This is a genomic window from Methylobacterium sp. WL69, from assembly GCF_008039485.1.
In the GTDB taxonomy this organism is placed as follows: Bacteria; Pseudomonadota; Alphaproteobacteria; order Rhizobiales; family Beijerinckiaceae; genus Methylobacterium.
The window spans coordinates 1-24328 of the sequence record NZ_VRUZ01000064.1 but is presented as its reverse complement, the minus strand read 5'-3'; the positions used below and the strand labels follow the sequence as shown (position 1 = coordinate 24328).

Genomic DNA, 24328 nt, shown 5'->3' with positions numbered 1-24328 from the left:
GGCAAGGGCGGGCTCAGCCGGGGCGGGTCGGAGTACGACGACGCGTTCTCCGAGCGCGGCGTCCTGCGCCGGAGCGTGCCGCACTGGCTGCGGGCCCCGGAACTGCGCGGCTTCGTGGTCGGCTTCGAGGAAGCGGCCCGCCACCATGGCGGGGCCGGCGCCCTCTACGTCCGCCTGCGCCGGCGCTGAATCGAGACGCGCGCAAGGCCGGGACTTGAGCAAACGCAAGAAACGCGATAACGGTGAACTCCCTCCTCGTTACGCCGTGCTGCATCCCGTGAGCCCCCGGGGCTCCCCCAAGACGATGCGCGGAGCCATCTCCCCGATGGCCCGACCACAGGCGCTCTCAACGGCGCCCGGCGAATTCACTCCCGACATTGTCGCCCGTTGTCCGTCCTTCCGCGGTTTTGAACGCCCATGACATCCACCTACGACGCCCTTGAACCCGTGGATTCGCCGGCCGAGGGCAGCATTGCCGCCGCCGATCTCGACGGCATGCGCGAGGTCAAGCTCCAGGACCTCAAGTCCAAGACGCCGACCGAGCTGACGGCCTTCGCCGAAGAGGTCGAGGTCGAAAACGCCTCGACCATGCGCAAGCAGGAGCTGATGTTCGCGATCCTGAAGCAGCTCGCTGCCAAGGAGGTCGAGATCATCGGCGCCGGCACCGTCGAGGTGCTGCAGGACGGCTTCGGCTTCCTGCGCTCCTCCGAGTCGAACTACCTGCCGGGCCCCGACGACATCTACATCTCGCCCACGCAAATTCGCCGCTTCGGCCTGCGCACGGGCGACACGGTGGAGGGTCCGATCCGGGGCCCCAAGGACGGCGAGCGCTACTTCGCCCTGCTCAAGGTCAACACGATCAACTTCGAGAACCCGGAGAAGATCAAGCACAAGGTCCACTTCGACAACCTGACGCCGCTGTTCCCGACCCAGCGCTTCAAGCTCGAACTCGACAATCCGCCGAAGAAGGATTTCTCGCCGCGGATCATCGACATCGTCGCCCCCATCGGCAAGGGCCAGCGCGCCCTCATCGTGGCGCCGCCGCGCACGGGCAAGACCGTGCTGATGCAGAACATCGCCCAGTCGATCACCATCAACCACCCGGAATGCTACCTCATCGTGCTGCTCATCGACGAGCGCCCCGAGGAAGTCACCGACATGATCCGCTCGGTGAAGGGCGAGGTCATCGCCTCCACCTTCGACGAGCCGGCCACCCGCCACGTGCAGGTCGCCGAGATGGTCATCGAGAAGGCCAAGCGCCTGGTCGAGCACGGCCGCGACGTGGTGATCCTGCTCGATTCCATCACGCGCCTCGGACGCGCCTACAACACCGTGGTGCCGTCGTCGGGCAAGGTGCTCACCGGCGGCGTCGACGCCAATGCCCTGCAGCGGCCGAAGCGCTTCTTCGGTGCCGCCCGCAACATTGAAGAGGGCGGCTCGCTCTCGATCATCGCCACCGCGCTCATCGATACGGGTTCGCGTATGGACGAGGTGATCTTCGAGGAGTTCAAGGGCACCGGCAACTCCGAGATCATCCTCGACCGCAAGGTGTCGGACAAGCGCATCTTCCCGGCCATCGACATCACCCGCTCGGGCACCCGCAAGGAAGAGCTCCTGGTCCCGCCGGATTCCCTCAAGAAGACCTACGTGCTGCGCCGCATCCTCAACCCGATGGGCGTCACCGACGCCATCGAGTTCCTCATGGACAAGCTGCGCCAGACCAAGAGCAACAACGACTTCTTCGACTCGATGAACACCTGAGGCGCATGCGAAGGGCTCCCCTTGGGGAGCCCATTTCGTATTCCGCGAGGGCACGGGACATTCCCATAGGCCATTGACGGCGCACTACGATTTCCGGCGGAAACCAAACACTTCGCCGGCTTAGGGTCAGATGTCTGCCATCTCCGAAAAGCCTGCTGCGATGGATGCTCCGTCGACCATCTTCGCCCCCGCGAGCGGCTTTGGTCGTGCGGCCGTGGCGGTCATTCGGATCAGTGGACCCGCCGCCGGGCCACTCGTGACCACACTCGCCGGCCCCCTCCCCGCCCCGCGCCGCCTCGTCCTGCGGACCCTTCGCGACCCGCAGACGGGCGAGACCCTCGACCAGGCTCTCGTCGTCTGGATGCCCGGTCCCGGCACTTTCACGGGCGAGGACATGGCCGAACTCCATCTCCACGGCGGCCCGGCCGTCCGGACGGCGGTCCTGCGGGCCCTCGCGGCCCTCCCCGGGTGCGTCCCGGCGGCCCCCGGCGCCTTCACCCGCCGGGCCTTCCTCAACGGCCGCATGGACCTGACCGAGGCCGAGGGCGTCGCCGACCTCATCGACGCCGAGACCGAGGCCCAGCGCCGTCAGGCCCTGCGCCAGCTCGACGGCGCCCTCGGGCGTCAGGTCGCGGCGTGGCGCGATGGCCTCATCGATCTCCTGGCGGGTGTCGAAGCCGCCCTCGATTTCTCCGACGAGGGCGATGTCGATGACGACGCCCTCGATGCCGCCCTGTTCGCCAAGGCCCGCGATCTCCGCGATGCCATCGCCGCCACCCTCGACGACGGGCGGCGCGGCGAGCGCCTGCGGGACGGCTTCACCGTCGTCCTGGCCGGCCCGCCGAATGCGGGCAAGTCGACCCTGCTCAACGCCCTGAGCCGCCGCGACGCCGCCATCGTCTCGGCCATCCCCGGCACCACCCGCGACGTCATCGAGGTGCGGTGCGACCTCGGCGGACTGCCCGTGACCCTCGTCGACACCGCCGGCCTGCGCAAGGCCACGGACGCCATCGAGGCCGAAGGCATCCGCCGGACCAGGGCGCGCATGGCCCAGGCCGACCTCGTGTTGCTCCTCGACGACGCCCGTGTCGTGTCGGCTCCTGGTCCCCTCCCCGACCCGTCTCCCGATCCCCGCGGGTCCCCTCTCCTGGAAGGAGAGGGACAGGGTGAGGTGTGTGGATTCTCCGGAGATGTCCCACACCTCACCCCAACCCTTTCCTTTCAGGAGAGGGAGCCTGCCGTGCCCCTTGCCGATGCATCGGGGCTTTCGACAATCGCGCCTGAGTGGAGCTGTGACGAGGGTAGCGTTCCGAGTTCGGGTGCCGCAATCCTGCGCGTGTCGACCAAATCCGATCTCCTACCCGTCCCGGTGTCCTCCGACACGATCGCCATCTCGGCTGTCACCGGCTCTGGCCTCGACACCTTGCTCGCCGCCATCGAACGCCATGCCGCGAACGCCGTCGGCGGCGAGGCCGCCCTCATCACCCGCGAGCGCCATCGCGACGGCCTGACCCGCTGCCGCGATCACCTCGACCGCCTGCTGCAGGGCACCGCCCTGCCCGAACTCGCGGCCGAGGACCTGCGCCTGGCCGTGCGCGCCCTCGGCGAGGTCGCGGGCCACGTGAGCGTCGACGAGATGCTCGATCGCCTGTTCTCCGGCTTCTGTATCGGAAAGTAGACAGGCGCGCGGTTTCACGTGAAAAACCGCGACAATCGTTGACGCTGCCGCACCCGGACGCGTACTCCAACGCCATGCTCTATTTCCCTTCGCCCTATGACGTCATCGTCGTCGGCGGCGGCCATGCCGGCACCGAGGCCGCGGCGGCCGCCGCGCGTTTCGGCGCCCGCACGGCCCTGGTGACGCACAACGCCGCCACCATCGGCGCCCTGTCCTGCAACCCGGCCATCGGCGGCCTCGGCAAGGGACACCTCGTGCGCGAGGTCGACGCCCTCGACGGCCTCATGGGCCGGGTCGCCGACGCGGCCGGCATCCAGTTCCGCCTGCTCAACCGCCGCAAGGGACCCGCCGTGCGCGGTCCGCGCACCCAGGCCGACCGCAAGCTCTACGCCGCCGCCATGCGGGCGGCCATCGCCGAGACCGCCAACCTCACGGTGATCGAAGGCGAAGTCGCCGACCTCACCGTCGACGCTGGGCGCGTCACCGGCGTGGTCCTGGCGGACGGACGCGCCCTCCCCTGCACCGCCGTGGTGCTGACCACCGGCACCTTCCTGCGCGGCCTCATCCATATCGGCGAGATCCGCACCCCCGCCGGGCGCGTCGGCGAAGGCCCGTCCGTGGGCCTCGCCGAGACCCTCGACCGCCACGGCTTCGGCCTCGGCCGCCTCAAGACCGGAACCCCGGCGCGCCTCGACGGCCGCACCATCGACTGGTCCGGCCTGGAGATGCAGTCGGCCGACACCGATCCGGTGCCGTTCTCGTCCCTCACCGACCGCATCACCACGCCCCAGATCCAGTGCGGCATCACCCGGACGACGCAGGCCGTTCACGACCTGATCCGGGCCAACCTCCATCGCTCGCCCATGTATTCCGGCGGCATCGCCAGCCGCGGCCCGCGCTACTGCCCGTCCATCGAGGACAAGGTGGTGCGGTTCGGCGACCGCGAGGGCCACCAGATCTTCCTCGAACCCGAGGGCCTCAACGACCCCACAATCTATCCCAACGGCATCTCCACGGCCCTGCCGGAAGAGGTGCAGCGCGCGGTGATCGCCCTGATTCCGGGACTGGAGCGGGCCAGCATCGTGCGGCCGGGCTACGCCATCGAGTACGATTACGTCGATCCGCGCGAGCTCGACGCCACCCTCCAGACCCGACGCCTGCCCGGCCTGTTCCTCGCCGGACAGATCAACGGCACCACCGGCTACGAGGAGGCGGCGGGGCAGGGCCTCGTCGCGGGACTCAACGCGGCGCGCCTCGCCGGCGGATCGCCCCTGGCGGTGTTCGACCGGGCCGAATCCTACCTCGGCGTGATGATCGATGACCTCGTCACCCACGGGGTGAGCGAGCCCTACCGCATGTTCACCTCGCGCTCCGAGTACCGCCTGTCCTTGCGGGTCGACAATGCCGACGAGCGCCTGACCCCGCGCGGCGCGGCCCTTGGCTGCGTCGGCACGCGCCGGGCCGATCATTTCGCCCGCTCCCAAACCGCCCTCGAAGCGGCACGCGGGCGGCTCGAGACCCTGAGCCTGACCCCGAGCCAGGCGGCGGGTCACGGCCTCGCCCTCAATCAGGACGGCATCCGCCGCTCGGCATTTCAGCTGCTGTCCTATCCGGACATCGACTGGTCTCGTCTCGCAGCCGTCTGGCCCGACCTCGCCGAGGTCCCGGACCGGATCGCCGAGCGGCTGCAGACCGACGCCACCTACGCGGTCTACCTCGACCGCCAGCGGGCCGACATCGCCGCCTTCCGCCGGGACGAGGCCGTCGCCCTCCCCATCCGGCTCGATTACGGCGCCATCCCGGGCCTGTCCAACGAGATGCGCAGCAAGCTGGAGACCGTGCGCCCCGGCACCCTGGGTCAGGCCGCGCGGATCGAGGGCGTGACCCCCGCGGCCCTGACCCTGCTCGCGGCCCATGCCCGCCGCGGCGACCGTTCGGGGCGTGCCCATGCCGAGTGAGCCCGGACGCGACCGCGTCCTCGCCGAGGCCGGTGTTTCACGTGAAACGGCCACCCGCCTCGACACCTACGTGGCGCAGCTCCGCCGGTGGCAGAGGGTGAAGAACCTCGTCGGTCCGGCGACCCTCGGCGAGGTCTGGACCCGGCATGTCGCCGATTCCCTGCAACTGCTGACGCTCGCGCCCGATGCCACGCGCTGGCTCGACCTCGGTTCGGGGGCCGGCATCCCCGGCCTGATCCTGGCGCTGGCCGGCCGCGACCGGCCGGGATTCCGGGTCGATCTCATCGAGAGCAACACCCGCAAATGCGCCTTCCTCATGGAGACGGCGCGCCTGACCGAAGCGCCGGCGCGGGTCCACAATTCCCGGATCGAGGACGCCATCGCGGCGCAGACCGGCGTGGAGATCGTCTGCGCGCGGGCGCTCGCGCCCCTAACCCAACTCCTCGCCTGGGCCGAGCCCCTGTTGACAACCGGCACCGTCGCGCTGTTTCCCAAGGGGCGTGACGTGCAATCCGAATTGACCGAGGCGGCACAACGGTGGAGATTCGTTTACGATCTTGTGCCGAGCCGCACCGATTCTGACGCGCGGATCGTCCGCGTCACCGCCCTCTCCCGCGTGGATTCATGACGAGCGCTCCCCTCACTGACCTGTCGTCCGGCGGCAAATTCCCCTCGGATGGAAAGCCGGACCGGCCCCTGCGCATTCTCGCCCTCGCCAACCAGAAGGGCGGCGTCGGCAAGACCACCACGGCGATCAACCTCGGCACGGCGCTCGCCGCCATCGGCGAATCGGTGCTGGTGATCGACCTCGATCCCCAGGGCAACGCCTCCACGGGCCTCGGCGTCGACCGGCGTCAGCGCAAGGTCTCGACCTATCACGTGCTCGCGGGCGAGGCCGAACTCGGCGCCGCCTGTGTGCAGACGGCCGTGCCCCGCCTCATGGTGGCGCCCTCGACCATGGACCTGCTCGGGCTCGAAATGGAGATGGCCACCGCCCCGGACCGGGCCCATCGCCTGCGCAACGTCCTCAAGGGCGTCGGCCAGAGCGGGGCGACGCAGGGCGTGACCTACATCCTCATCGACTGCCCGCCCTCCCTCAACCTGCTCACCATCAACGCGCTGGCGGCGGCGGACGCGGTGCTGGTGCCCCTGCAATGCGAGTTCTTCGCCCTGGAGGGCCTGAGCCAGCTCCTGCGCACGGTGGAGCAGGTGCGCGGCGCGCTGAACGCCCGCCTCACCATCCAGGGCATCGTGCTGACGATGTTCGACCCGCGCAACAACCTCTCGGCCCAGGTGGTGGCGGATGTCCGCAGCTTCATGGGCGACAAGGTCTACGAGACCATGATCCCGCGCAACGTGCGCGTGTCGGAAGCGCCGTCCCACGGCAAGCCGGTGCTGCTCTACGATCTCAAATGCGCCGGCAGCCAGGCCTATCTCCGCCTCGCCTCCGAGATCATCCAGCGCGAGGGGCGTCTGCCCGTCGCGGCCTAGTCCATGAAAACGATGCGTAACGGAGTCGAGCGGGTGGCGATGGCGGATGATGTGGTGCGGCCCCGGCTCGGGCGCGGTCTCGCGGCCCTGATCGGTGATTTCGGCGACGAGGGTGCCGACGCGAACAAATCCCAGGCCCAGCGCAAGGTGGCGGTGGAGTTCCTGCGGCCGAACCCGCGCAATCCGCGCAGGCGCTTCAGCGAGGCGGACCTGGAAGAGCTCGCCGCGTCCATCAAGGTCCGGGGCATCATCCAGCCCATCGTCGTGCGGGCCCTGTCGGGCGTGCCCGACACCTTCGAGATCGTCGCCGGCGAGCGGCGCTGGCGCGCGGCCCAGCGCGCCGGCCTGACCGAGGTGCCGGTGGTGACCGTCGAGATCGACGACCGCACCTCCCTGGAATTCGCCATCCTCGAGAACGTCCAGCGCACGGACCTCAACGCCATCGAGGAAGCCGCCGGCTACGAGCGGCTGATGAGCGAGTTCCAGTACAACCAGAGCGAGCTCGCTGAGATCATCGGCAAGAGCCGCAGCCACCTCGCCAACACCCTGCGCCTGCTCCAGCTCTCGCCCGCGATCCAGGACCGGGTGGTTGCCGGGGAGATCACGGCGGGGCACGCCCGCGCCCTCCTGGCGGTGAAGGACCCGGAAGCCGTCGCTCGGCGGATCGTGGAGGAGGGGATGTCCGTGCGCGAGGTCGAGGCCCTGGCCTCCGCCGAGGTTCCGGACGGCGACGCCCCGCGCCCCGGCCGGCCCCGGCGCGGCGCCGACAAGGACGCCACCCTGCGCTCCCTCGAACAGGCCCTGGGCCGCGCCATCGGCATGCCGGTCTCGTTCAAGACCAAGGCCGCCGGCACGGGCGAAATCCGCATCCGCTACGAGTCGGCGGAGGAATTGGATGGGCTTTGCCGGCTGCTGAAGGTTTCGCCGCAGGGTTGAAAGGGTCACCGGCCGCGCGATCGTAATCCGCGGAGGTCTTGCGAGGTCACGGGTCCCCTCTCCTGGAAGGCAGGGCGATCGCAGATCGGGTGCATACGTTTGGGCCAGCCCTTGCCCCTTCGCGCAGAGCGTCTGCGCGCATCCCCCTCGCCCCGCCTGCGGGGAGAGGGCCGCAGGCACCCCGTCGTGCCTGGGGCGAGCGAAGGCGAAGCCGCAGCGACGGTGAGGGGGCTGCGTCGGAGGAGCCTCTTTTGGATTCGCCCCCTCACCTTCGGCTGCCGCCTCGACGCGCTCCCCGGCAGGGGGGAGACGCGTCCCTCTCCCCGCAGGCGGGGCGAGGGGATGCGCACCGGAAACTCTGCTTCGTCGACAACCCTCTTCTGCGGCGGATTCAGACCGCGACCGCCATCTGCGATCGCCCTGCCTGGAAGAAGAGGGAGCCCGTCGCGCTTCACGCCAACGGGCCGCTTCTCAACTCTGAACGGAAGTCACGGTCAGCGCCGCCGTGCCGCCTCCGAGGCGATGCGCAGGAGGGTACTCGACGCGTTGGCGTGGGCGAGGTCGGGCGGGGAGCGGCGGCAGGTCAGCACCGCGTCCTGCAGCAGCTGGATCGCGTGGCGCAGGGCCGGGGGCGTCCAGCGGGCGAGCTGGGTCTCCACCGTGGCCTTGCGCCGGAAATGCAGGCCGCGCCAATTGCCGACCATGAGGCTGGCGCTCTGCCCCTCCCCGGCGAGACGGGTGCTCAGGAGCGTCAGGGCGTGGCGCAGGGCCGAGCCCAGCATCATCGACGGGTCCATGCCCTCGTGGCGAAAGCGCCGGTAATCGCGCTCGACGTCGGCGCTGCGGCCGGAAAAGGCCGCGTCGATGAGGGTGTTGAGGACGCTGGCGGCGACGTCGCTCACCACGGCCTCGACATCGTCGAGGCTGACGGTGTCCTGCCCGCGGGTGTAGAGGGCGAGCTTCTCGATCTCCGACAGGCTGGCGCCGCGATCGCCGCCGAGGCTGGTGGCGAGGACGTCGCGGGCCTCGCGGGCGATGCGCAGGCCCTGCTCCTGCAGGGTGCGCTCGATGAGATCGCCGAGGGCGCGCTCGTCGTCGGGGTAGCACGGGATCGCCAGGGCCTTGGGCGACTTCTCGCAGAGGGTGCGGAGCGGCGCGGTCTTGGCGAGATCCCCGGCCTCCACGACGATGCGGGCCTGGGTGATTTCCGCCTTCAGAGCGGCTTCGACGGCCGGCGCGTAGTTGCGGCTGCCCGCCCGGACCCAGATGGTGCGGTTGCCGCCGAACAGGCCGACGGTGCCGGCCTCGTCGACGAGGCGGCCGGCATCCTGGGCCAGGGTGTCGCCGTCGATCTTGACCATGGCGAACGGGTCGCCCGGATCGGAGACGAACGCCTCGGCGAGGCGCTTGGCCCGTTCGAAGACGAGGCCGGTGTCCGGCCCGTAGAGCAGCAGCACGGCGATGCGCGGGTCCGGTCCGCGCCGGATCAGCGCCTCGACGTCGCCGGCCTTGACGGCGGTCATGCGGGCGAACCCGTCAGGGCTTCGTCACCAGCACGGAGGCGAGGCGGGTCTTGATCTGCTCCGACAGGGTCTTGGCGAGGCGGATCTCGGCGTCGCGGGCGGCGCGGAGCGAGGCGAAGCGCTGCACCGAGCGGTCGTAGGTCGCCGTCGAGGTGGCGACGCCCTCGCTGATGATCTTGGTGCCGTCGAGGTTTTCCAGGGAGTACTTGACGTTGGCGATGATGGTGCCGGCCTCGGCGCGTCCGGTCTGGGACGAGACGATGGGGGTCTGCACCGTCTCGCTGCCCTGCATCTTCAGGCGGTAGCGCTTGGTCGAGGGCTGGCCCGACCCGTCGAGGTCGAAGATCAGTTCGCTGCGCAGGTAATGCCCGATGCGCTCCTGGCCCTGGGCCATGTTGACCTCGTCCACCTGCACGGAGGCGAGCAGGGCCGCCATCGGCTCGCCCGAGGCCGTGGGGCCGTAGAGGGGCCGGAAGCAGGCGGACAGGTTGAGGCCGAGGGCGCAGACCAGCGCCACCCGCACCGCCCGGTAGGCGCGACCGTTCCGCTCCGTCCGAATCGCCAAACGCATCATGCCGCCGCCGTCCCGATTGCCCAGCTTCGCTGTGTACGGCGAACCCATGCCCGCCGTCACCCTAATTGGCCCGAGGTTTACGCTTCGTCTCCGGCCGGATCGTGGCCTCGCCCTTTTTCGAAGGCCGGCAACCACCGTTCGGGACGATGCCCTACACCACCAGATTGACGATCCGGCCCGGCACCACGATCACCTTCTTCGGCGCCCGGCCTTCGAGGGCCTTCTGCACGGCCTCGTCGGCCAGGGTCAGGCGCTCGACCTCTTCCTTGTCGGCCTCGCGCGGCACGGTCACGTCCGCGCGCTTCTTGCCGTTGAGCTGGACGGGGAGGGTGATCGTATCCTCCACCAGCAGGGCGCGGTCCACCACCGGCCAGGCGGCCTGCGCGGCGAGGCCGTCGCGGCCCAGGGCCTGCCAGCATTCCTCGGCGAGATGCGGCATCATCGGCGCCACGAGCTGGGTCAGGATGCCGGCGGCCTCGCGGGCGGCCCCCGCGGCGACGCCGCCGCGCAGGGCCTCGTCGAGGGCGTTGGCGAGGGTGTAGATGTGGGCGACGCAGCGGTTGAAGCGCAGGCGCTCGACATCCTCCTCGACGGCGGCCAGGGCCTTGTGCGCGGCCTTGCGCAGGGCCGCGTCGTGGGCGCCCGGCATGCCGTTCGCCTGGGCCGCGAGGGAGACGAGGCGCCAGACCCGCTGGACGAAGCGGGCGGCGCCCTGGACGCCGTCCTCCGTCCAGATCACGTCGCGCTCCGGCGGCGAGTCGGAAAGCATGAACCAGCGGGCGGTGTCGGCGCCGTAGCTCGCGATGATGTCGTCGGGATCGACGACGTTCTTCTTCGACTTCGACATCTTCTCGATGGCGCCGATGCTGATCGGTGCACCGGTTTTCACGTGGAACGCCTGGCGCTCGCCGGACTCCGCCGCGATGCGGATGTCCGCCGGCTGGACCCAGGCGCCGGCCGCGTCCTTGTAGGTCTCGTGGACGACCATGCCCTGGGTGAACAGGCCGTCGAAGGGCTCGGACACGCCGGACCAGCCCGTGGCCTGCATCGCCCGCATAAAGAACCGGGCGTAGAGCAGGTGCAGGATCGCGTGCTCGATGCCGCCGATATACTGGTCCACGGCGAGCCATTGGTCGACGGCCGTGCGGTCCGTGGGCGCATCCTGCAGCCACGGCGCGGTGAAGCGGGCGTAGTACCAGGACGAATCGACGAACGTGTCCATGGTGTCGGTCTCGCGCCGCGCCGGCTTCCCGCAGGTGGGGCAGGGGACGTCGCGCCAGGCATGGTCGCGCTCGAGGGGATTGCCGGGTACGTCGAACGAGACGTCGTCGGGCAGGCGCACCGGCAGGTCGGCGACGGGCACCGGCACCGGGCCGCAGGCGTCGCAGTGGATGATCGGGATCGGGCAGCCCCAGTAGCGCTGGCGTGACACGCCCCAATCCCGCAACCGGAACTGCACCTTTCGCCCTGCGACGGGGGCGCCCGACAGGGTCTCGGCTTCGAGGCGGTTGGCGACGGCGTGGAACGCCTCGTCCGTGGTCATGTCGTCGAGGAAGCGCGAATTGATCATCCGGCCGTCGCCGTCATAGGCCGTGTCGGTGACGACGAAGGTCTTGGCGTCCTGATCCTCGGGACAGACCACGGGGGTGTTGCCGAGGCCGTACTTGTTGGCGAAGTCGAGGTCGCGCTGGTCGTGGGCCGGACAGCCGAACACCGCACCGGTGCCGTACTCCATCAGGACGAAGTTCGCGACGTAGACCGGCAGCAGCCACGACGGGTCGAGGGGATGGCGCACCGTCAGCCCCGTGTCGAACCCGAGCTTTTCCGCCGTGTCGATGGCCGCCTGGGCCGTGCCCGTGCGGCGGCATTCCTCAATGAAGGTCTGCAGATCCGGCCGCGCGGGCGCGAGCGCCGCCGCGATGGGGTGATCGGCGGCGATGGCCAGGAACTTCGCGCCGAACAGGGTGTCGGGGCGGGTGGTGTAGACCTTCACCTCCGGTGCCACACCGGGGGGCGGCGCGTCCACGGCGAAGCGGACCTCCAGCCCCTCGGACCGGCCGATCCAGTTCTTCTGCATCACCCGGACTTTTTCCGGCCAGCGCTCCAGGCCGTCGAGGGCATCGTAGAGGTCCTGCGCGAAGTCGGTGATCTTGAAGAACCACTGGGTCAGCTCGCGCTGCTCGACGAGGGCGCCCGAGCGCCAGCCGCGCCCGTCGATGACCTGCTCGTTGGCCAGCACCGTGTGATCCACGGGGTCCCAGTTCACCTTGGCCGTACGGCGGGTGACGAGGCCCTTGCCGAGGAAGTCGAGGAACATCCGCTGCTGGTGCTTGTAGTAGTCGGGATCGCAGGTGGCGATCTCGCGGCTCCAGTCCAGCGACAGGCCCATGCTCTGCAACTGGCCGCGCATGGTGGCGATGTTGGCGTAGGTCCACTCCCGCGGGTTGACCTTGCGCTCCATGGCGGCGTTCTCGGCGGGCAGGCCGAAGGCGTCCCAGCCCATGGGGTGCAGCACGTTGAAGCCGCGGGCGCGCTTGTAGCGGGCGACCACGTCGCCCATGGCGTAGTTGCGCACGTGGCCCATGTGGATGCGGCCGGACGGGTAGGGGAACATCTCCAGCACGTAGTATTTCGGCCGGGCGTCGTCGTTCTTCGTCGCGTAGATGCCGGCCTCGGTCCAGGCCTGCTGCCAGCGCGGCTCGGTCTCCTTGGCGTTGTAGCGCTCGGGCGGGGCGGGGCGGGCGGGGCTGGTCATGGCTGGCGCCGTTCACTGTCAGGGGAGCGGCCGGCATCGCGGTCCGCTGGGTAGAAGGGGTCGGCCGCCGGACTAGCACGCGGCGTCATCCGGTCAACACGAAGCACCCGCCGGGAGCCCCGCCTTGCGGCCTGCGTTCGGAATGGTAGTCCGACCCTCAGACCCCGTCACCGACCCGAGAACCAGCCCCATGGCCGACAGCCCCTTCGCGTATGCCCACCCCGATCCCGCCGATGTGGTGGCCGGTCTCGCGGCCGTCCGTGAAAAGATCCGGCAGGCGGCGGAGGATTCCGAGCGCGATCCGGTCTCCGTCAGCCTGGTGGCCGTCTCGAAGCTCATCGCGGCCGAGGGCATCCTGCCTGCCCTGGAGGCCGGGCACCGGGTGTTCGGCGAGAACTACGTCCAGGAATCGAAGGCGAAGTGGCCGGCCCTGCGGGAGCGGTTCCCGGACGTGGAGCTGCACCTCGTCGGGCCGCTCCAGTCGAACAAGGCCCGCGAGGCGGTGGAGCTGTTCGACGTGATCCACGGCCTCGACCGCCTGTCCCTGGCCGCGGCGCTGGCCAAGGAGATCGCCAAGGAGACCGCGAGGAGCGGCCGGACCCCGAAGCTGCTCATCCAGGTCAACACCGGCGACGAGGCGCAGAAGGCCGGGGTGTCGCCGGCGCAGGTCGACGTGCTGCTCGCCGAGTGTCGCGACACCCACGGGCTCGCCATCAACGGCCTCATGTGCATCCCCCCCGCCGAGGACCCGCCTTCGGCGCATTTCGCCCTGCTCGCGCGCATCGCCGAGCGCCACAACCTGCCGATCCTGTCCATGGGCATGAGCGCGGACTACCCGGCCGCGATCCAGATGGGGGCCACGCATGTCCGCGTCGGCACGGCGATCTTCGGGGCGCGGCCGGCGCGCCCGTGAGACGTCTCAGCCGGGCAGGGCGGTGACGACCCGCCCCATCGCCGCGTGCAGGCCTTCGGCCTCGGCGGCGCCGAAGGCGGCTTCGAAGGCGTCCTGGGCATGCCGCCACAGGGGGAGACCGGCGGCGAGGCGGTCCCGGCCCGCCGCGGTGAGGCACAGGGCGCGGGTGCGTCCGTCGGCGCCGGGGCCGACGCGCACGAGGCCGTCGCGCTGGAGCGGCCGCAGGGCCCGCCCGAGGGTGGTCCGGTTCATCACCAGAGCCTCGGCCAGTTGGTTGATGGACGCGGTTTCGAGGCGGCCGAGACGCGACAGCACGGCGTATTGCGACGCCCGCAGGCCCGTCGGGGCGAGGTGGCGGTCGTAGAACTGCGTCAGCTGTCGCGCCCCCTGGCGTGCCGTCTGGCAGTGGCACGGCGTGACCTGGGCCGGCTTCATCATCGATCTGTCCTCACGAAGGCATCCGGCCACGCACAAAGGCCTCCGGCCACGCTTGTGTGATGCGTGCATATGCGCCTATTTCGCCCAACGCGCCGCGTGGCGCGTCGTTCGCGGAGCCCCGCCTATGCCCCATGGGCCCCTCGCCCCCTTGGCAGTCCCGGCCGGCACCCCGGCGATCCGGCCGGTGCCGTTCGGCCCGATCGGGCCCTTCGCCGCCGCTCCGATGAACCGCTGACCATGCGGCTATCCGATCCACATCCGCGTGCGCGGGCCGAGCCGGCGCAGGAGCCGGGCGAGATCGGCGCGCTTCAGGGCGACGCAGCCCTCCGTCGGCGTGTAGCCGGGCCGGGCGCAGTGGAAGAAGATCGCCGAGCCGAGGCGCTTCCGGATCGGTCCGCGATTGTAGTCGAGGTCGATGACGAGGTCGTAGAGCCCGTCATCGCGCCACATCCGCTCCGCGCTGACGGGGCAGGGCAGGGCGACGGGCCGGTTGTAGCGCCGGTCGCCGGGCGCGTCGCACCAGCCGTCGTCGGGCCGCATCGGGCGCAAGGGGAGGGCGGTGCGCGGGCGGATGGCGAAGACGTCCGGACGGTAGACGCCTCCCCGCAGGCGGAACCGTCCCCGGGGCGAGCCGCCATCGCCCTCGCGCTTGCCCCGGACCATCCCCGAACGGCCCAGGGCGCAGGGCATGACGACGGGACCGGCCAGGACCTGTCCACGGGTGCGATCGCCCACGAGCGGTCGGACCCGCAGGCGCGAGAGGGTGGTTCGCTTCATGGGGCGTCTTATCGCCCGACGGGGCGCGGGAGACCATCCTCACCGGAGCCGCGGCCCCTCGGCAGTTTGCGTCGCCGCGCGGCTGAAACTTTTGGCCGTCATCACCCGTTTGTGAGGAAACCGCGGACGTGTCCGTCCGGGCCCTTTTGTTCTTCTCAACCTTTCTTTTCCATCGAAGCCGTTCTTCCCGAGCTTTTCCTGTCAAGACGGTCCTCCCGATCAAGACAGTCCAGTCTTGGCAGGCGGTCCGGTCCCTTCGTCCTCTCCCCCCGGCATCCGCTTGGCACGGACGCCTCCGCCCTTCCCTTTGCCTGAGGATCACGCGCCACTCGTGTGATCCCGTTCGTGCGTGAAAGTCGTCCGGCCGATGCCCAATATCCATCGCCTGCTGATCTGCGACGACGATGCCGCTTTGCGGGAGACGTTGTCGGAACAACTCGATCTCTACGAGGAATTCCGCGTGATCGGCACGGGTGATGCCAGCGGCGCCATCGCCTGCGTCACCGATGGGCGGATCGACCTCGCGGTGATGGACGTCGGATTGCCGGACATGGACGGGCGCGAGGCCGTGCGCGCCATGCGCCGCAACGGCTATCGCGGCCCCGTCATCATGCTCACGGGCCAGGATTCCGAGGACGATACCGTCGAGGGCCTCGAGGCGGGCGCCAACGACTACGTCACCAAGCCGTTCAAGTTCGCCGTGCTCCTGGCCCGCATCCGCGCTCACCTGCGCAGCCACGAGGCGAGCGAGGACGCGGTGTTCCAGATCGGGCCCTACACCTTCCGTCCCGGCGCCAAGCTCCTGGTGGACGCGCGCGGGTCGAAGCTGAAGCTCACGGAGAAGGAGACCGCGATCCTGCGCTTCCTCTACCGCGCCGGATGCGCCGTGGTAGGCCGGGACACCCTCCTCGCCGAGGTCTGGGGCTACAACGCCCAGGTGACCACCCACACCCTCGAGACCCACATCTACCGCCTGCGCCAGAAGATCGAGCCGAACCCCGGCCTCGCCGCGATCCTCGTCACCGAGGGCGGCGGCTACAAGCTGCTGCCGTAGTCGCGCGCCGCCGCTTGCGCTAAGCTCGCGTGGGTGAACGGGGGACGGGACGGCTTGGGGCTCGACGACGACATCGCGATCCTGGCCGCCGCCCCGTTGTTCGGGTTCCTCGGCCGGGATGCCCTGCGGCTTCTCTCCTTCGCCGCCGAGCGGCGCAGCCTCGCCCCCGGCGACCGGCTGTTCGCCCGGGGCGACGCCTCGGATGGCGGCTTCGTCGTCCTGTCGGGCACCATCGCGTTGGCCCCGCGCGTGGCCGGCGGCGAGACGGTGACGGTGGGCCGCTCGGCCCTCGTCGGCCGCCTCGCCCTGCTCCTGCCCGGGGAACGTCCCACGGACGCCCATGCGGCGGCGGCGGCGGAGGTGATCCGCATCACCCCCACCCTGATGCGCAGGGTGCTGGCGGAGTTTCCGCAGGCCGCGCAGGCCATCCACGACGAACTCGCCGACGATCTGGCCGCCCTCGCCCGCGACCTCGATCACGTGCGCCTGCGGTTCGATGCCATCGCGCCCTGACGCCTGGCCGCGCGAATGACGGAATGATCACGAACGCGTGAGCGCTTTCCTAAGATGTGCGGGCGCATGATCGCGTCGTCGATCACGCGCCCGCGGTTGGCCGCGCCCCGCGCGGTCCGACCCCGAGGGCCGCCAACCCAAGGGGTCGCCAGGACGATGCCGAACACTCTCGAGAATGCCCGCCAAGACGCCCACAAGGACGCCCATCAGGACGAACCCCGCGAGCAGCGTGTGCGGATGGCCGGAGCCGTCTTCCTCGGCCTGGCCGTCGTGGGAGCGGTCTGCGCCGGCACGGTCTATTCGGACCGGATCATGGTCTGCCACGAGACCAACAGATATCTCACGGACCAGAACTACATCGACATCATGATCGCCAACATCGTCCGCGAGGGCGACCATGGCGGACGCGCCTACGGCAACACCGTCGATTATCTCGGCGACCGCACCGAGTGCTGCATCATCGAACGGATCACCGACCGGCTGCCGTCGGGGGCCCCCGGCAAGCCGGAAGTCTCGGTCTCGGCCAAGTATTTCAACACCATCCGCCAGGACTACGTCGTCATCCAGCGCCGCTTCGACGCCTGCGGCCACGCCGCGTCGAAGCCCCTGACCGCCGGTTGAGGTGACAGGACCGGCGGGCTTTTGTAAGCACGAAGCCCTCGTCTCACCCCCCCGGAAGCCGTCATGTCCCACGCCGACCTCGCCACCACCATCGAGACCGCCTGGGAGGAGCGCGCCGGCATCGACACCGCCACCAAGGGCGCCGTGCGCGAGGCCGTCGAAAACGCCCTCGACCTCCTGGATTCCGGCAAGGCCCGGGTCGCCGAGAAGGTCGACGGCGATTGGCAGGTCAACCAGTGGCTCAAGAAGGCGGTGCTGCTGTCCTTCCGCCTCAACGACATGGAGATCATCCATGGCGGCCCCGACGGCGCCACGTGGTGGGACAAGGTCCCGTCCAAGTTCGAGGGCTGGAAGAAGAAGCAGTTTCGCGAGGCCGGCTTCCGGGCCGTGCCCGGCTGCGTCGTGCGGCGCGGCTCCTACATCGCGCCCGGCGCGGTGCTGATGCCGTCCTTCATCAACCTCGGCGCCCATGTGGGCGAGGGCACCATGGTGGACACCTGGGTCACCATCGGCTCCTGCGCGCAGGTGGGGAAGAACTGCCACATCTCCGGCGGCGCCGGCATCGCCGGCGTCCTCGAGCCGCTCCAGGCCAACCCGGTGATCATCGAGGACAACTGCTTCATCGGCGCCCGCGCCGAGGTGGCCGAGGGCGTGATCGTCGGCGAGGGCAGCGTTCTGTCCATGGGCGTCTACATCGGCGCCTCGACCAAGATCATCGACCGCTCGACGGGCGAGGTCATGTACGGCCGGGTGCCGCCCTATTCCGTCGTGGTCTCGGGCACCACGCCCGGCAAGGACCTGCCCGACGGCACGCCGGGGCCGGGCCTGTACTGCGCCGTCATCGTCAAGCGCGTCGATGCCGGCACCCGCTCCAAGACCGCCATCAACGAGCTGCTGCGGACCTGACGCCGGCCGCCGCGCACCTGACGGACCTGCCGGACCCCGACGGGGTCGCTTCGATCCCGAGCGAAGGGACCCATATTGTGTCGCATGTCGGGGGGAGGGGGCCGGCCCCATCTTCCCGACACCGGACCCGTTGAGAACGCGCGATGATCGAGCCCGCCTGTTCCGCCCGCAGCCTGTCCCTCACCGTCATGGGACGGCCGATGCCGACGCCCTGCGACGTCATCGGCAACGGGCCCGAGGCCCTGCTGCTCCCGGCCCTGTCGTCGATCTCGGCCCGGGCCGAGATGCGGCCCCTCGCCAAGGACCTCGGCCTGGACTTCCGCTGCCACGTGCCCGACTGGCCCGGCTTCGGCGACCGGACGCGGGCGCGGATCGCCCTGACCCCCGCCACCCTGCACGCCTTCCTCGACGCCCTCCTGGCGGCGGAGCGCGGTCCCTACGCCCTCGGCGTCGCCGCCGGCCACGCGGCGGGCTACCTCGTGGCGGCGGCGTCCCGACATCCCGGCCTGTTCGGCCGCCTCGTCCTGGTGGCGCCGACCTGGCGCGGGCCGTTGCCCACCATGATGGGCCCGGACCGGCGCGGCCTCATCGCCGGCATCCGCCGCGCCGTCGAGCTGCCGATCCTCGGCGAGGCGTTGTACCGCCTCAACATCAGCCCGCCGGTGATCGGCCGGATGATGCGGGCCCACGTCTACGCCGACCCGGCCCACGTCACGCCGGGGATCATCGCCGACAAGCACGCCGTCACCCGCCATCCGGGCGGCCGCTTCGGCACCGCCGCCTTCGTCACCGGCGGCCTCGACCCGTGCGGGACCCGCAAGGACTTCCTCGACCTGTTCGCGGATGACGGCCTGCCGCCGATCCTCGTCCTGCGCCCGGAGCGCGCGCCGCGCCGGTCCGGCGCGGAGATGGACGCCCTCGTCGCCACCGGCCACGTCGCCCGCGCGTCGATCCCCGGCGCCCTGAGCCCGCACGAGGAATATCCCGGCGAAGTCGCGGCGGCGATCCGCGCCGGGTGAGCGACGGCGGACGCCGCGACGCGCGGCGGTGAGCGGAGTCGGAATGACGGTTCGGTCGGGCGCCGTTCAGGTGCGGTCCGGATAAGATGCACCGAGTGCCATCGGACCGTTACACGGGAACCCTATGGCAGAAGGCCGCTTCCCTTTCGTCGCCCCCCTTCCGTTCACCATCCCAGAGACGCCGATGGCCCGCCTGCCCTTCGCCCTCGTCCTCCTCGCCGCCGCGGCCTGGGTTCCGCCGGTCCTGGCGCAGGAGGGGCAGCAGCCCCCGAAGCCCGCTTCCGCGCCGCCCGTCGCCAACACCCCCGTGACGCCGGGCAAGGCCGCCCGCCAGCCCTACCTGTCCGACGCCGCGGCGCCCGACACCGTGAAGATCCTGCCGGCCCCGCCCCGCGGCCAGTCGGCGGCGGAGACCGCCGACAAGGCGGCCTTCACGGCGACCCGGTCCCTCAAGGGCACCCCGCGCTGGGACCTCGCCACCACGGATGTGGCCGACGGCGCCTCGGCCATCCTCGACGATTTCGCCTGCGTCATCGGCCAGCGCATCGACCAGACCCGCGCGCCCGCCCTCATGACCCTGCTGGAGCGCAGCCGCCTCGACATCACCCGTGCCCTGCGCGGTCCCAAGGAGCATTACCGGCGCATCCGCCCCTTCGTCGGCAACGACGCGGAGATCTGCGTCGTCCGCTCGGCCGAGATCGCCAACGCCTTCAGCTTCCCGTCGAGCCACGCCACCCAGGCCTGGACCTACGCCTCGATCCTGGCCGCCCTGATGCCCGAGAAGGCGACGGACTTCTTCCTGCGCGCCCGCTCCTACGGCGAGAGTCGCGTCGTCTGCGGCCTGCACTGGATGACCGACATCCAGGCCGGGCGCACCACGGGGAGCATCGTCTTCGCCGCCCTCCAGGGCGATGCCGGGTTCCGCGCCGACCTGGAGCGCGCCCGGGCGGAGGTGGCCAAGCTCGTGGCCGGCGGCGGCGCGGCCCCGGACCAGGCGGTCTGCAAGCGCGAGGCGACGGGATACGATTCCATTCTCTGACGCCAGCTCCGGTTGATCAATCCGGATTGAGCAGCCGCGACGGGCCCCCTTTCCTGTTTGGGCTACTGGATTCACACAATTGCGAACGGGTCGATCTCGTGCAGAGACAGGGCATCTGACGGCATCCGGATGCGGGCGTGAAGCCCACGGGTGCTCCCTCTCCTGGAAGGAGAGGGTTGGGGTGAGGTGTGTGGACTCTCCGAAAAGGTCACACACCTCACCCTGTCCCTCTCCTTCCAGGAGAGGGGACCCGCGCCTGGGGAGGAGGGGACCCGCATGGCACCGCGTCACCGAACGGATCAGGCGGAAACCGTATGACGCCTCGACGCCAACGTCACCGGCCCGATCCCGCGCCGGTGATGCCCCGAAATGAAAAGGCCCGCCGGAGCGCTCCGGCGGGCCTTTTCGTTGTCCCGTGAAACCGGGTGGGCCTACCGCTGGGCGGACGCCGGGTCCGACGCCGCCCGCTTCCGCCTCCGGCGGCGGGTCAGCATGTTGAGGCCCTCGACGCCGGCCGAGAACGCCATGGCCGTGTAGATGTAGCCCTTCGACACGTGGGCGCCGAAGCCTTCGGCGATGAGCGTCATGCCGATCATGATGAGGAAGCCCAGGGCCAGCATCACCACCGTGGGGTTGGCGGCGATGAAGCGCGAGAGCGGGTTCGCCGCGAGCAGCATCACCGTCACGGCGACGATCACGGCCACCACCATGATCGGGACGTGCTCGGTCATGCCCACCGCCGTGATGATGCTGTCGATGGAGAACACGAGGTCGAGGACGAGGATCTGGCCGATGGCCGTCGCGAACCCCAGGGTCGCGGCCTTGCCGAGCCCCTTGTCCTCCGGCTCGGGCTCCATGGTGTGATGGATCTCCTTCGTGGCCTTCCACAGGAGGAACAGGCCGCCACCGATGAGGATAAGGTCGCGCCAGGAGAAGCCCTTGCCGAACACCGCGAACACCGGCTGCGTCAGGGCGACGATGTAGGCGACGGTGCCGAGCAGCCCGAGCCGCAGCACCAGGGCGAGGCCGATGCCGATGCGCCGCGCCCGGTCCTGCTGGTCGGCCGGCAGCTTGTTGGTGAGGATCGAGATGAAGATGAGGTTGTCGATGCCGAGCACCACCTCCATCACGATGAGGGTGGCGAGGGCCGCCCAGGCGGTCGGGTCGCTGAGGAGGGGAAGGATGCTGTCCACGGGGAGGCTGTTCCGAACGTCCAGAAGGGCAGGGGCTAGAAAGGCAGGGTGAAGCCGGGGCGCACGACGCCCGGGCGCTGCGAGGCCTCGGGCGCGAAGATGCGCACGGCCTTCGGCACCACCTTGAAATGGGCCGGGGTGTAGGTCGAGAGTTCGCCGTCGGTGTTCACCGGCCGGGGCTTCTTCGTCTTCACCACGATCTCGGTGGTGTGGAAGGCGCGCACGTCCGCCGCCTTCCCCTGCGTGCCCCGCCGCAGGGCCGGCAGCAGGGCGAGCAGCCGCCACCAGTGCTTGACCTCGAGGCTGTAGAAATCGAGCTTGCCGTCGTCGACGGTGGCGGTTTCCTCCACGGTCATGCCGCCGCCGTAGTGGCGGCCGTTGCCCACGGAGACCTGGATGGTGGTGATCGTCTCGGTCTGGCCGTCGTGTTCGAGGTAGACCGTGAACGGCCGCACCCGGCGCAGGACCCGCAGGGCGGCGATGCCGTAGCCGATGGTCCCCCACTTCTTCTTCGACTCGGCCGTGAGGTCGCCGGCGAGTTCGGCCGAGAAGCCGATGCTGGCGACGTTGAAGTAGTAATGTCCGTTGACGCAGCCGAGGTCGACGGGCCGCGCCTCCTCGCTGGCGATGAGGCCGGCCGCCGCCACGGGGTCGGGGGGCAGGCCGAGGGACCGGGCGAGGTCGTTGGCGGTGCCGAGCGGCAGGATGCCGAGGGGCAGGCCGGTCTCGACGAGGGCGGGGGCCGCCGCGTTCAGGGTACCGTCGCCGCCGCCGAGGATCACGAGGTCGCTCCGCCCCGCGTGCCGCTTGATCACGGCGGTGCAGTCGGGATCGCCGGGCGGCTCGAACGGTTCGATGCCGCCCTGGCGCAGGGCGTCGCGCACGGCGTCGAGGGAGAAGCCGCCGTTGCGGGCATTCGGGTTGACGAGGAGCAGGCCCCGGCGGGCGGTCTGGCCGGCGCTCACGCGACGTTCTCCCAAGAGGCTTGCCCCAGTGCGGCGCGGACTCGGTGCTGGATCGTCATGCGGTTCTGGACCCTCCGGTGCGTTCGCGCCGCGTGAGCGCAAAGGCAGAGACGGGGTCCGACATCACGGTCAACGCCTCGACCGCCAGAGGGGCCCGGACCCGGTACGGTCAAGGTGGGTTGCCGGGCGGGGATGGCAAGGGCGGACGAGGTACGAAACCGGCCTCGCACACGCAGGGCGGGCGCGGCGGCGGCCGCCCGACTGTGACCCCGGCGCCACGGTCGCCGGAGATCGCACGCGCGGGCCGAGGGCGCGAAACCGAGCGCGCTCACGAAACGTTCATCCCTCGATCGACCGAACCCGTCCTCGAGATCCCGTCCTTGAGATCTTCCGAATCGGTCGCGACCCCGGTGATGATGCCATGCACTACGGTTCGTGTTCCGTCTGTTCCGCCGCGTTGATCGGCTTCGCCTGGTTCGCCGGGCCCGCCCTGGCGCAGTCGCGGCCGGGCTGGGTCGATCCGCCGGCCCGGACCGAGCCGGCGGTGCCGGCCCCCCAGGAGAGTGCCGGGACGCCGGCCGCCGGAGGCGAGGCCCTCGACGCACCGGCGGAGCCGAAGTCCGCCGCCCGCCGCGCCGAACGCCCGTCCGTCCGGACGCGGCCGCCCATGCGCGAGAGCCGGCGCCGGGAGGTCGACGGGGACGAGCGGCGGCCCCGCCGCCTGTCGCGGACGCCCGCAATCGCCGCCCCGGCGACACCCATGACCTCGCCCATGGCCTCGGCGGACCGCTTCCCCGAATGGGCCGCCGCCGCCGCGCGCCTGAGCGACGACTACCTCGACAGCGTCTCGGCCCCGGGCCTCGGCATGGTCGCGGCCGCCCCGCGCTTCTATGGCGAGCGCGTGCGGTTCCACGGCCGGACCCTGTCGCTGGCCGCCCTGATGGACGAGAAGCGCCGCTTCGTCGTCCGCTGGCCGGAGCGGCGCTACGAGCCGCAGGGCGGCGCGACGCGCACCGCCTGCAATGCCGCCACGGCGACCTGCATCGTCCAGACCACCTTCGATTACCGCGCCGAGAACCCGGCCAAGGGCGCGCGGGCGCAGGGCGTGTCGGAGCTCGTCCTCACCCTCGACATGTCCGGCCCGCGCCCGGTCATCGTCTCGGAGACGAGCCGGGTGCTGCGCCGCTATGGTCCGGGGCCGCTCGGCGCTATAGCGGGACGCACGCGCGGGGCCTGACCCCGCCGCGTCGACAGCCCTGGGAGTGGTCCACGCCTTGGAAGCGAGCGCCTTGATACCCCGCGCCCCGCAGGACGCGGACGCCCCCGATGCGGCGCGCGCCGCCTTCGATGCGGAGCGCGCCGCCTTGCGGCTCCGGATCGCCGAGGAGGTCGTGCGCCAGGGCGGCCATCCCCTGGCCCGGCGCACGCTCCAGCTCCTCGCCGAAGCCGCCGTCGAACCCGACCCGGCGCCACCGGGCTACCGGATCCTCGACCGCGACGGCCGGCCGCGCCGCATCACCGATCCGGCGCCCCTGGCCGAGGACCGAACGTCTTCGAAGGGCAAAGCGTCTTCCAAGGACAAGGCGTCTTCCAAGGGCAAACCTCCCGCCCGGACCAAGGCCGCCGCCGAGGGCGGGACCCTCGCCGCAGCCGGGCCCGACCGGGCGATGACCCTCGCCGATGTCGTGACGGACCTGCGGGTCCGGCATCCGGCCCTGTTCGTGCAGCCCGAGGCCGACGATCCGGCGGCCGCGGCGGTAAGCCCGACGGGGTCGCCCCCGCCCGAGGCGAAGATCACCGCGGACGAACCGGCGAAGCCGGGCGCCGCCGCCCGGTTCGTCGCGGTCCGATCCCAGGTCCGAACCGCCCTGGCCGGGACGGCGACGCGGGGGCGGGCCCTCTCGGCCGGCGCGGCCGAGGGCTGGCGAACCCTGCGCGGACGCCTCACCCCGTCCCGGCCACCGGCACCGGCCGAGGCGCCCGAAGCGGCGGGACCGACCTCGGCCGAACCCGCAGCGGTCGGGACGGGCGGCCTCGGCCCGGTCCTCGGCCCGTTCCTCGGCCACATGGCCGGTCAGGTCCGGGGCCGTCTGGCCGATGCGGGCGGGCGCCTCCGCGGCGCCGGACACGAGGGCGGGGCCCTGCGCGACCGCCGCATCCTCGCCGCCGGAGCCGGCCTCGTCGCGCTCGCCGCCGCGATCACCCTGATCCCGC

22 protein-coding genes and 1 pseudogene are annotated in these 24328 nt (G+C 70.8%); 16 read left to right on the top strand and 7 right to left on the bottom strand.

All coding sequences use genetic code 11. The features are described 5' to 3' along the window. The 7 genes from FV218_RS16120 to FV218_RS16090 all read left to right on the top strand — a co-directional run. Positions 1–189, top strand: a 189-nt coding sequence (locus FV218_RS16120; protein WP_187273083.1) for a Smr/MutS family protein, incomplete at its 5' end; no start/stop codon positions are given. A 228-nt stretch (positions 190–417) separates the two neighbouring features. After that, positions 418–1761 (top strand): transcription termination factor Rho, encoded by a 1344-nt coding sequence (gene rho, locus FV218_RS16115; RefSeq protein ID WP_056089768.1) that lies wholly within the window; start codon positions 418–420, stop codon positions 1759–1761. 160 nt (positions 1762–1921) lie between these two features. Continuing rightward, the gene (gene mnmE, locus FV218_RS16110; RefSeq protein ID WP_147710728.1) at positions 1922–3439 is read left to right on the top strand and encodes a tRNA uridine-5-carboxymethylaminomethyl(34) synthesis GTPase MnmE; all 1518 of its coding nucleotides are present in this window, start codon (positions 1922–1924) and stop codon (positions 3437–3439) included. Positions 3440–3513: 74 nt separating this feature from the next. Next, complete coding sequence (mnmG, locus tag FV218_RS16105; RefSeq protein WP_147710731.1) at positions 3514–5397, top strand: tRNA uridine-5-carboxymethylaminomethyl(34) synthesis enzyme MnmG; 1884 nt, start codon at positions 3514–3516, stop codon at positions 5395–5397. Then, on the top strand, positions 5387–6025 hold the full coding sequence (rsmG, locus tag FV218_RS16100) for a 16S rRNA (guanine(527)-N(7))-methyltransferase RsmG (protein ID WP_147710727.1): 639 nt from the start codon (positions 5387–5389) through the stop codon (positions 6023–6025). Before mnmG ends, rsmG begins: the two co-directional genes overlap by 11 nt. Next, complete coding sequence (locus FV218_RS16095; RefSeq protein WP_147710726.1) at positions 6022–6888, top strand: ParA family protein; 867 nt, start codon at positions 6022–6024, stop codon at positions 6886–6888. Before rsmG ends, FV218_RS16095 begins: the two co-directional genes overlap by 4 nt. A 39-nt stretch (positions 6889–6927) precedes the next feature. Next, positions 6928–7824, top strand: coding sequence for a ParB/RepB/Spo0J family partition protein (locus tag FV218_RS16090; RefSeq protein WP_147710730.1), 897 nt, complete (start codon positions 6928–6930; stop codon positions 7822–7824). A 494-nt stretch (positions 7825–8318) separates the two neighbouring features. On the opposite strand, the gene holA is transcribed toward FV218_RS16090, so the two are convergent. From holA to leuS, 3 genes are all read right to left on the bottom strand, one after another. Continuing rightward, positions 8319–9347, bottom strand: coding sequence for a DNA polymerase III subunit delta (gene holA, locus FV218_RS16080; protein WP_147710725.1), 1029 nt, complete (start codon positions 9345–9347; stop codon positions 8319–8321). A gap of 13 nt (positions 9348–9360) precedes the next feature. Then, the gene (gene lptE / locus FV218_RS16075) at positions 9361–9918 is read right to left on the bottom strand and encodes an LPS assembly lipoprotein LptE (RefSeq protein ID WP_147710729.1); all 558 of its coding nucleotides are present in this window, start codon (positions 9916–9918) and stop codon (positions 9361–9363) included. Between the two features lie 154 nt (positions 9919–10072). After that, the gene (leuS, locus tag FV218_RS16070; protein ID WP_147710724.1) at positions 10073–12676 is read right to left on the bottom strand and encodes a leucine--tRNA ligase; all 2604 of its coding nucleotides are present in this window, start codon (positions 12674–12676) and stop codon (positions 10073–10075) included. Positions 12677–12866: 190 nt separating this feature from the next. On the opposite strand from leuS, the gene FV218_RS16065 reads away from it, so the two are divergent. After that, on the top strand, positions 12867–13589 hold the full coding sequence (locus FV218_RS16065) for a YggS family pyridoxal phosphate-dependent enzyme (protein WP_147710723.1): 723 nt from the start codon (positions 12867–12869) through the stop codon (positions 13587–13589). A gap of 6 nt (positions 13590–13595) precedes the next feature. On the opposite strand, the gene FV218_RS16060 is transcribed toward FV218_RS16065, so the two are convergent. Further along, on the bottom strand, positions 13596–14027 hold the full coding sequence (locus FV218_RS16060; RefSeq protein ID WP_056089785.1) for a MarR family winged helix-turn-helix transcriptional regulator: 432 nt from the start codon (positions 14025–14027) through the stop codon (positions 13596–13598). Between the two features lie 243 nt (positions 14028–14270). Beyond that, a complete protein-coding gene (locus tag FV218_RS16055) occupies positions 14271–14804 on the bottom strand; it encodes a L,D-transpeptidase family protein (protein WP_147710722.1) in 534 nt (177 codons plus the stop codon). Between the two features lie 367 nt (positions 14805–15171). Between FV218_RS16055 and FV218_RS16050 the strand changes: the two genes are divergently transcribed. The 6 genes from FV218_RS16050 (at position 15172) to FV218_RS16025 (ending at position 19956) form a co-directional block, all read left to right on the top strand. Further along, positions 15172–15858: a response regulator transcription factor gene (locus tag FV218_RS16050; RefSeq protein WP_056089792.1), complete on the top strand. Its 687-nt coding sequence runs from the start codon at positions 15172–15174 to the stop codon at positions 15856–15858. 54 nt (positions 15859–15912) lie between these two features. Further along, the gene (locus FV218_RS16045) at positions 15913–16371 is read left to right on the top strand and encodes a Crp/Fnr family transcriptional regulator (RefSeq protein ID WP_147710721.1); all 459 of its coding nucleotides are present in this window, start codon (positions 15913–15915) and stop codon (positions 16369–16371) included. Between the two features lie 156 nt (positions 16372–16527). Then, entirely contained in the window at positions 16528–16992 is a 465-nt protein-coding gene (locus tag FV218_RS16040; protein ID WP_147710720.1) for a hypothetical protein, read from the top strand. A 63-nt stretch (positions 16993–17055) separates the two neighbouring features. Continuing rightward, on the top strand, positions 17056–17898 hold the full coding sequence (gene dapD, locus FV218_RS16035; RefSeq protein ID WP_147710719.1) for a 2,3,4,5-tetrahydropyridine-2,6-dicarboxylate N-succinyltransferase: 843 nt from the start codon (positions 17056–17058) through the stop codon (positions 17896–17898). A 143-nt stretch (positions 17899–18041) separates the two neighbouring features. Next, entirely contained in the window at positions 18042–18917 is an 876-nt protein-coding gene (locus tag FV218_RS16030; protein ID WP_147710718.1) for an alpha/beta hydrolase, read from the top strand. Positions 18918–19101: 184 nt separating this feature from the next. Continuing rightward, entirely contained in the window at positions 19102–19956 is an 855-nt protein-coding gene (locus tag FV218_RS16025) for a phosphatase PAP2 family protein (protein ID WP_147710717.1), read from the top strand. A gap of 431 nt (positions 19957–20387) precedes the next feature. Here the strand turns inward: FV218_RS16025 and FV218_RS16020 are convergent, their stop codons facing one another. Both FV218_RS16020 and FV218_RS16015 read right to left on the bottom strand, forming a co-directional pair. After that, positions 20388–21149, bottom strand: coding sequence for a TerC family protein (locus FV218_RS16020; protein ID WP_147710716.1), 762 nt, complete (start codon positions 21147–21149; stop codon positions 20388–20390). A 35-nt stretch (positions 21150–21184) separates the two neighbouring features. After that, positions 21185–22114 carry a lipid kinase gene (locus FV218_RS16015; protein WP_147710715.1) on the bottom strand — a complete coding sequence of 310 codons (930 nt, stop codon included), beginning with the start codon at positions 22112–22114 and terminating at the stop codon, positions 21185–21187. Between the two features lie 421 nt (positions 22115–22535). On the opposite strand from FV218_RS16015, the gene FV218_RS16010 reads away from it, so the two are divergent. Together FV218_RS16010 and FV218_RS16005 are read left to right on the top strand one after the other, a co-directional pair. Beyond that, positions 22536–23351 (top strand): hypothetical protein, encoded by an 816-nt coding sequence (locus tag FV218_RS16010; RefSeq protein WP_147710714.1) that lies wholly within the window; start codon positions 22536–22538, stop codon positions 23349–23351. A gap of 25 nt (positions 23352–23376) precedes the next feature. Next, positions 23377–24328 (top strand): annotated as a pseudogene (locus tag FV218_RS16005) (hypothetical protein); the annotation flags it as partial.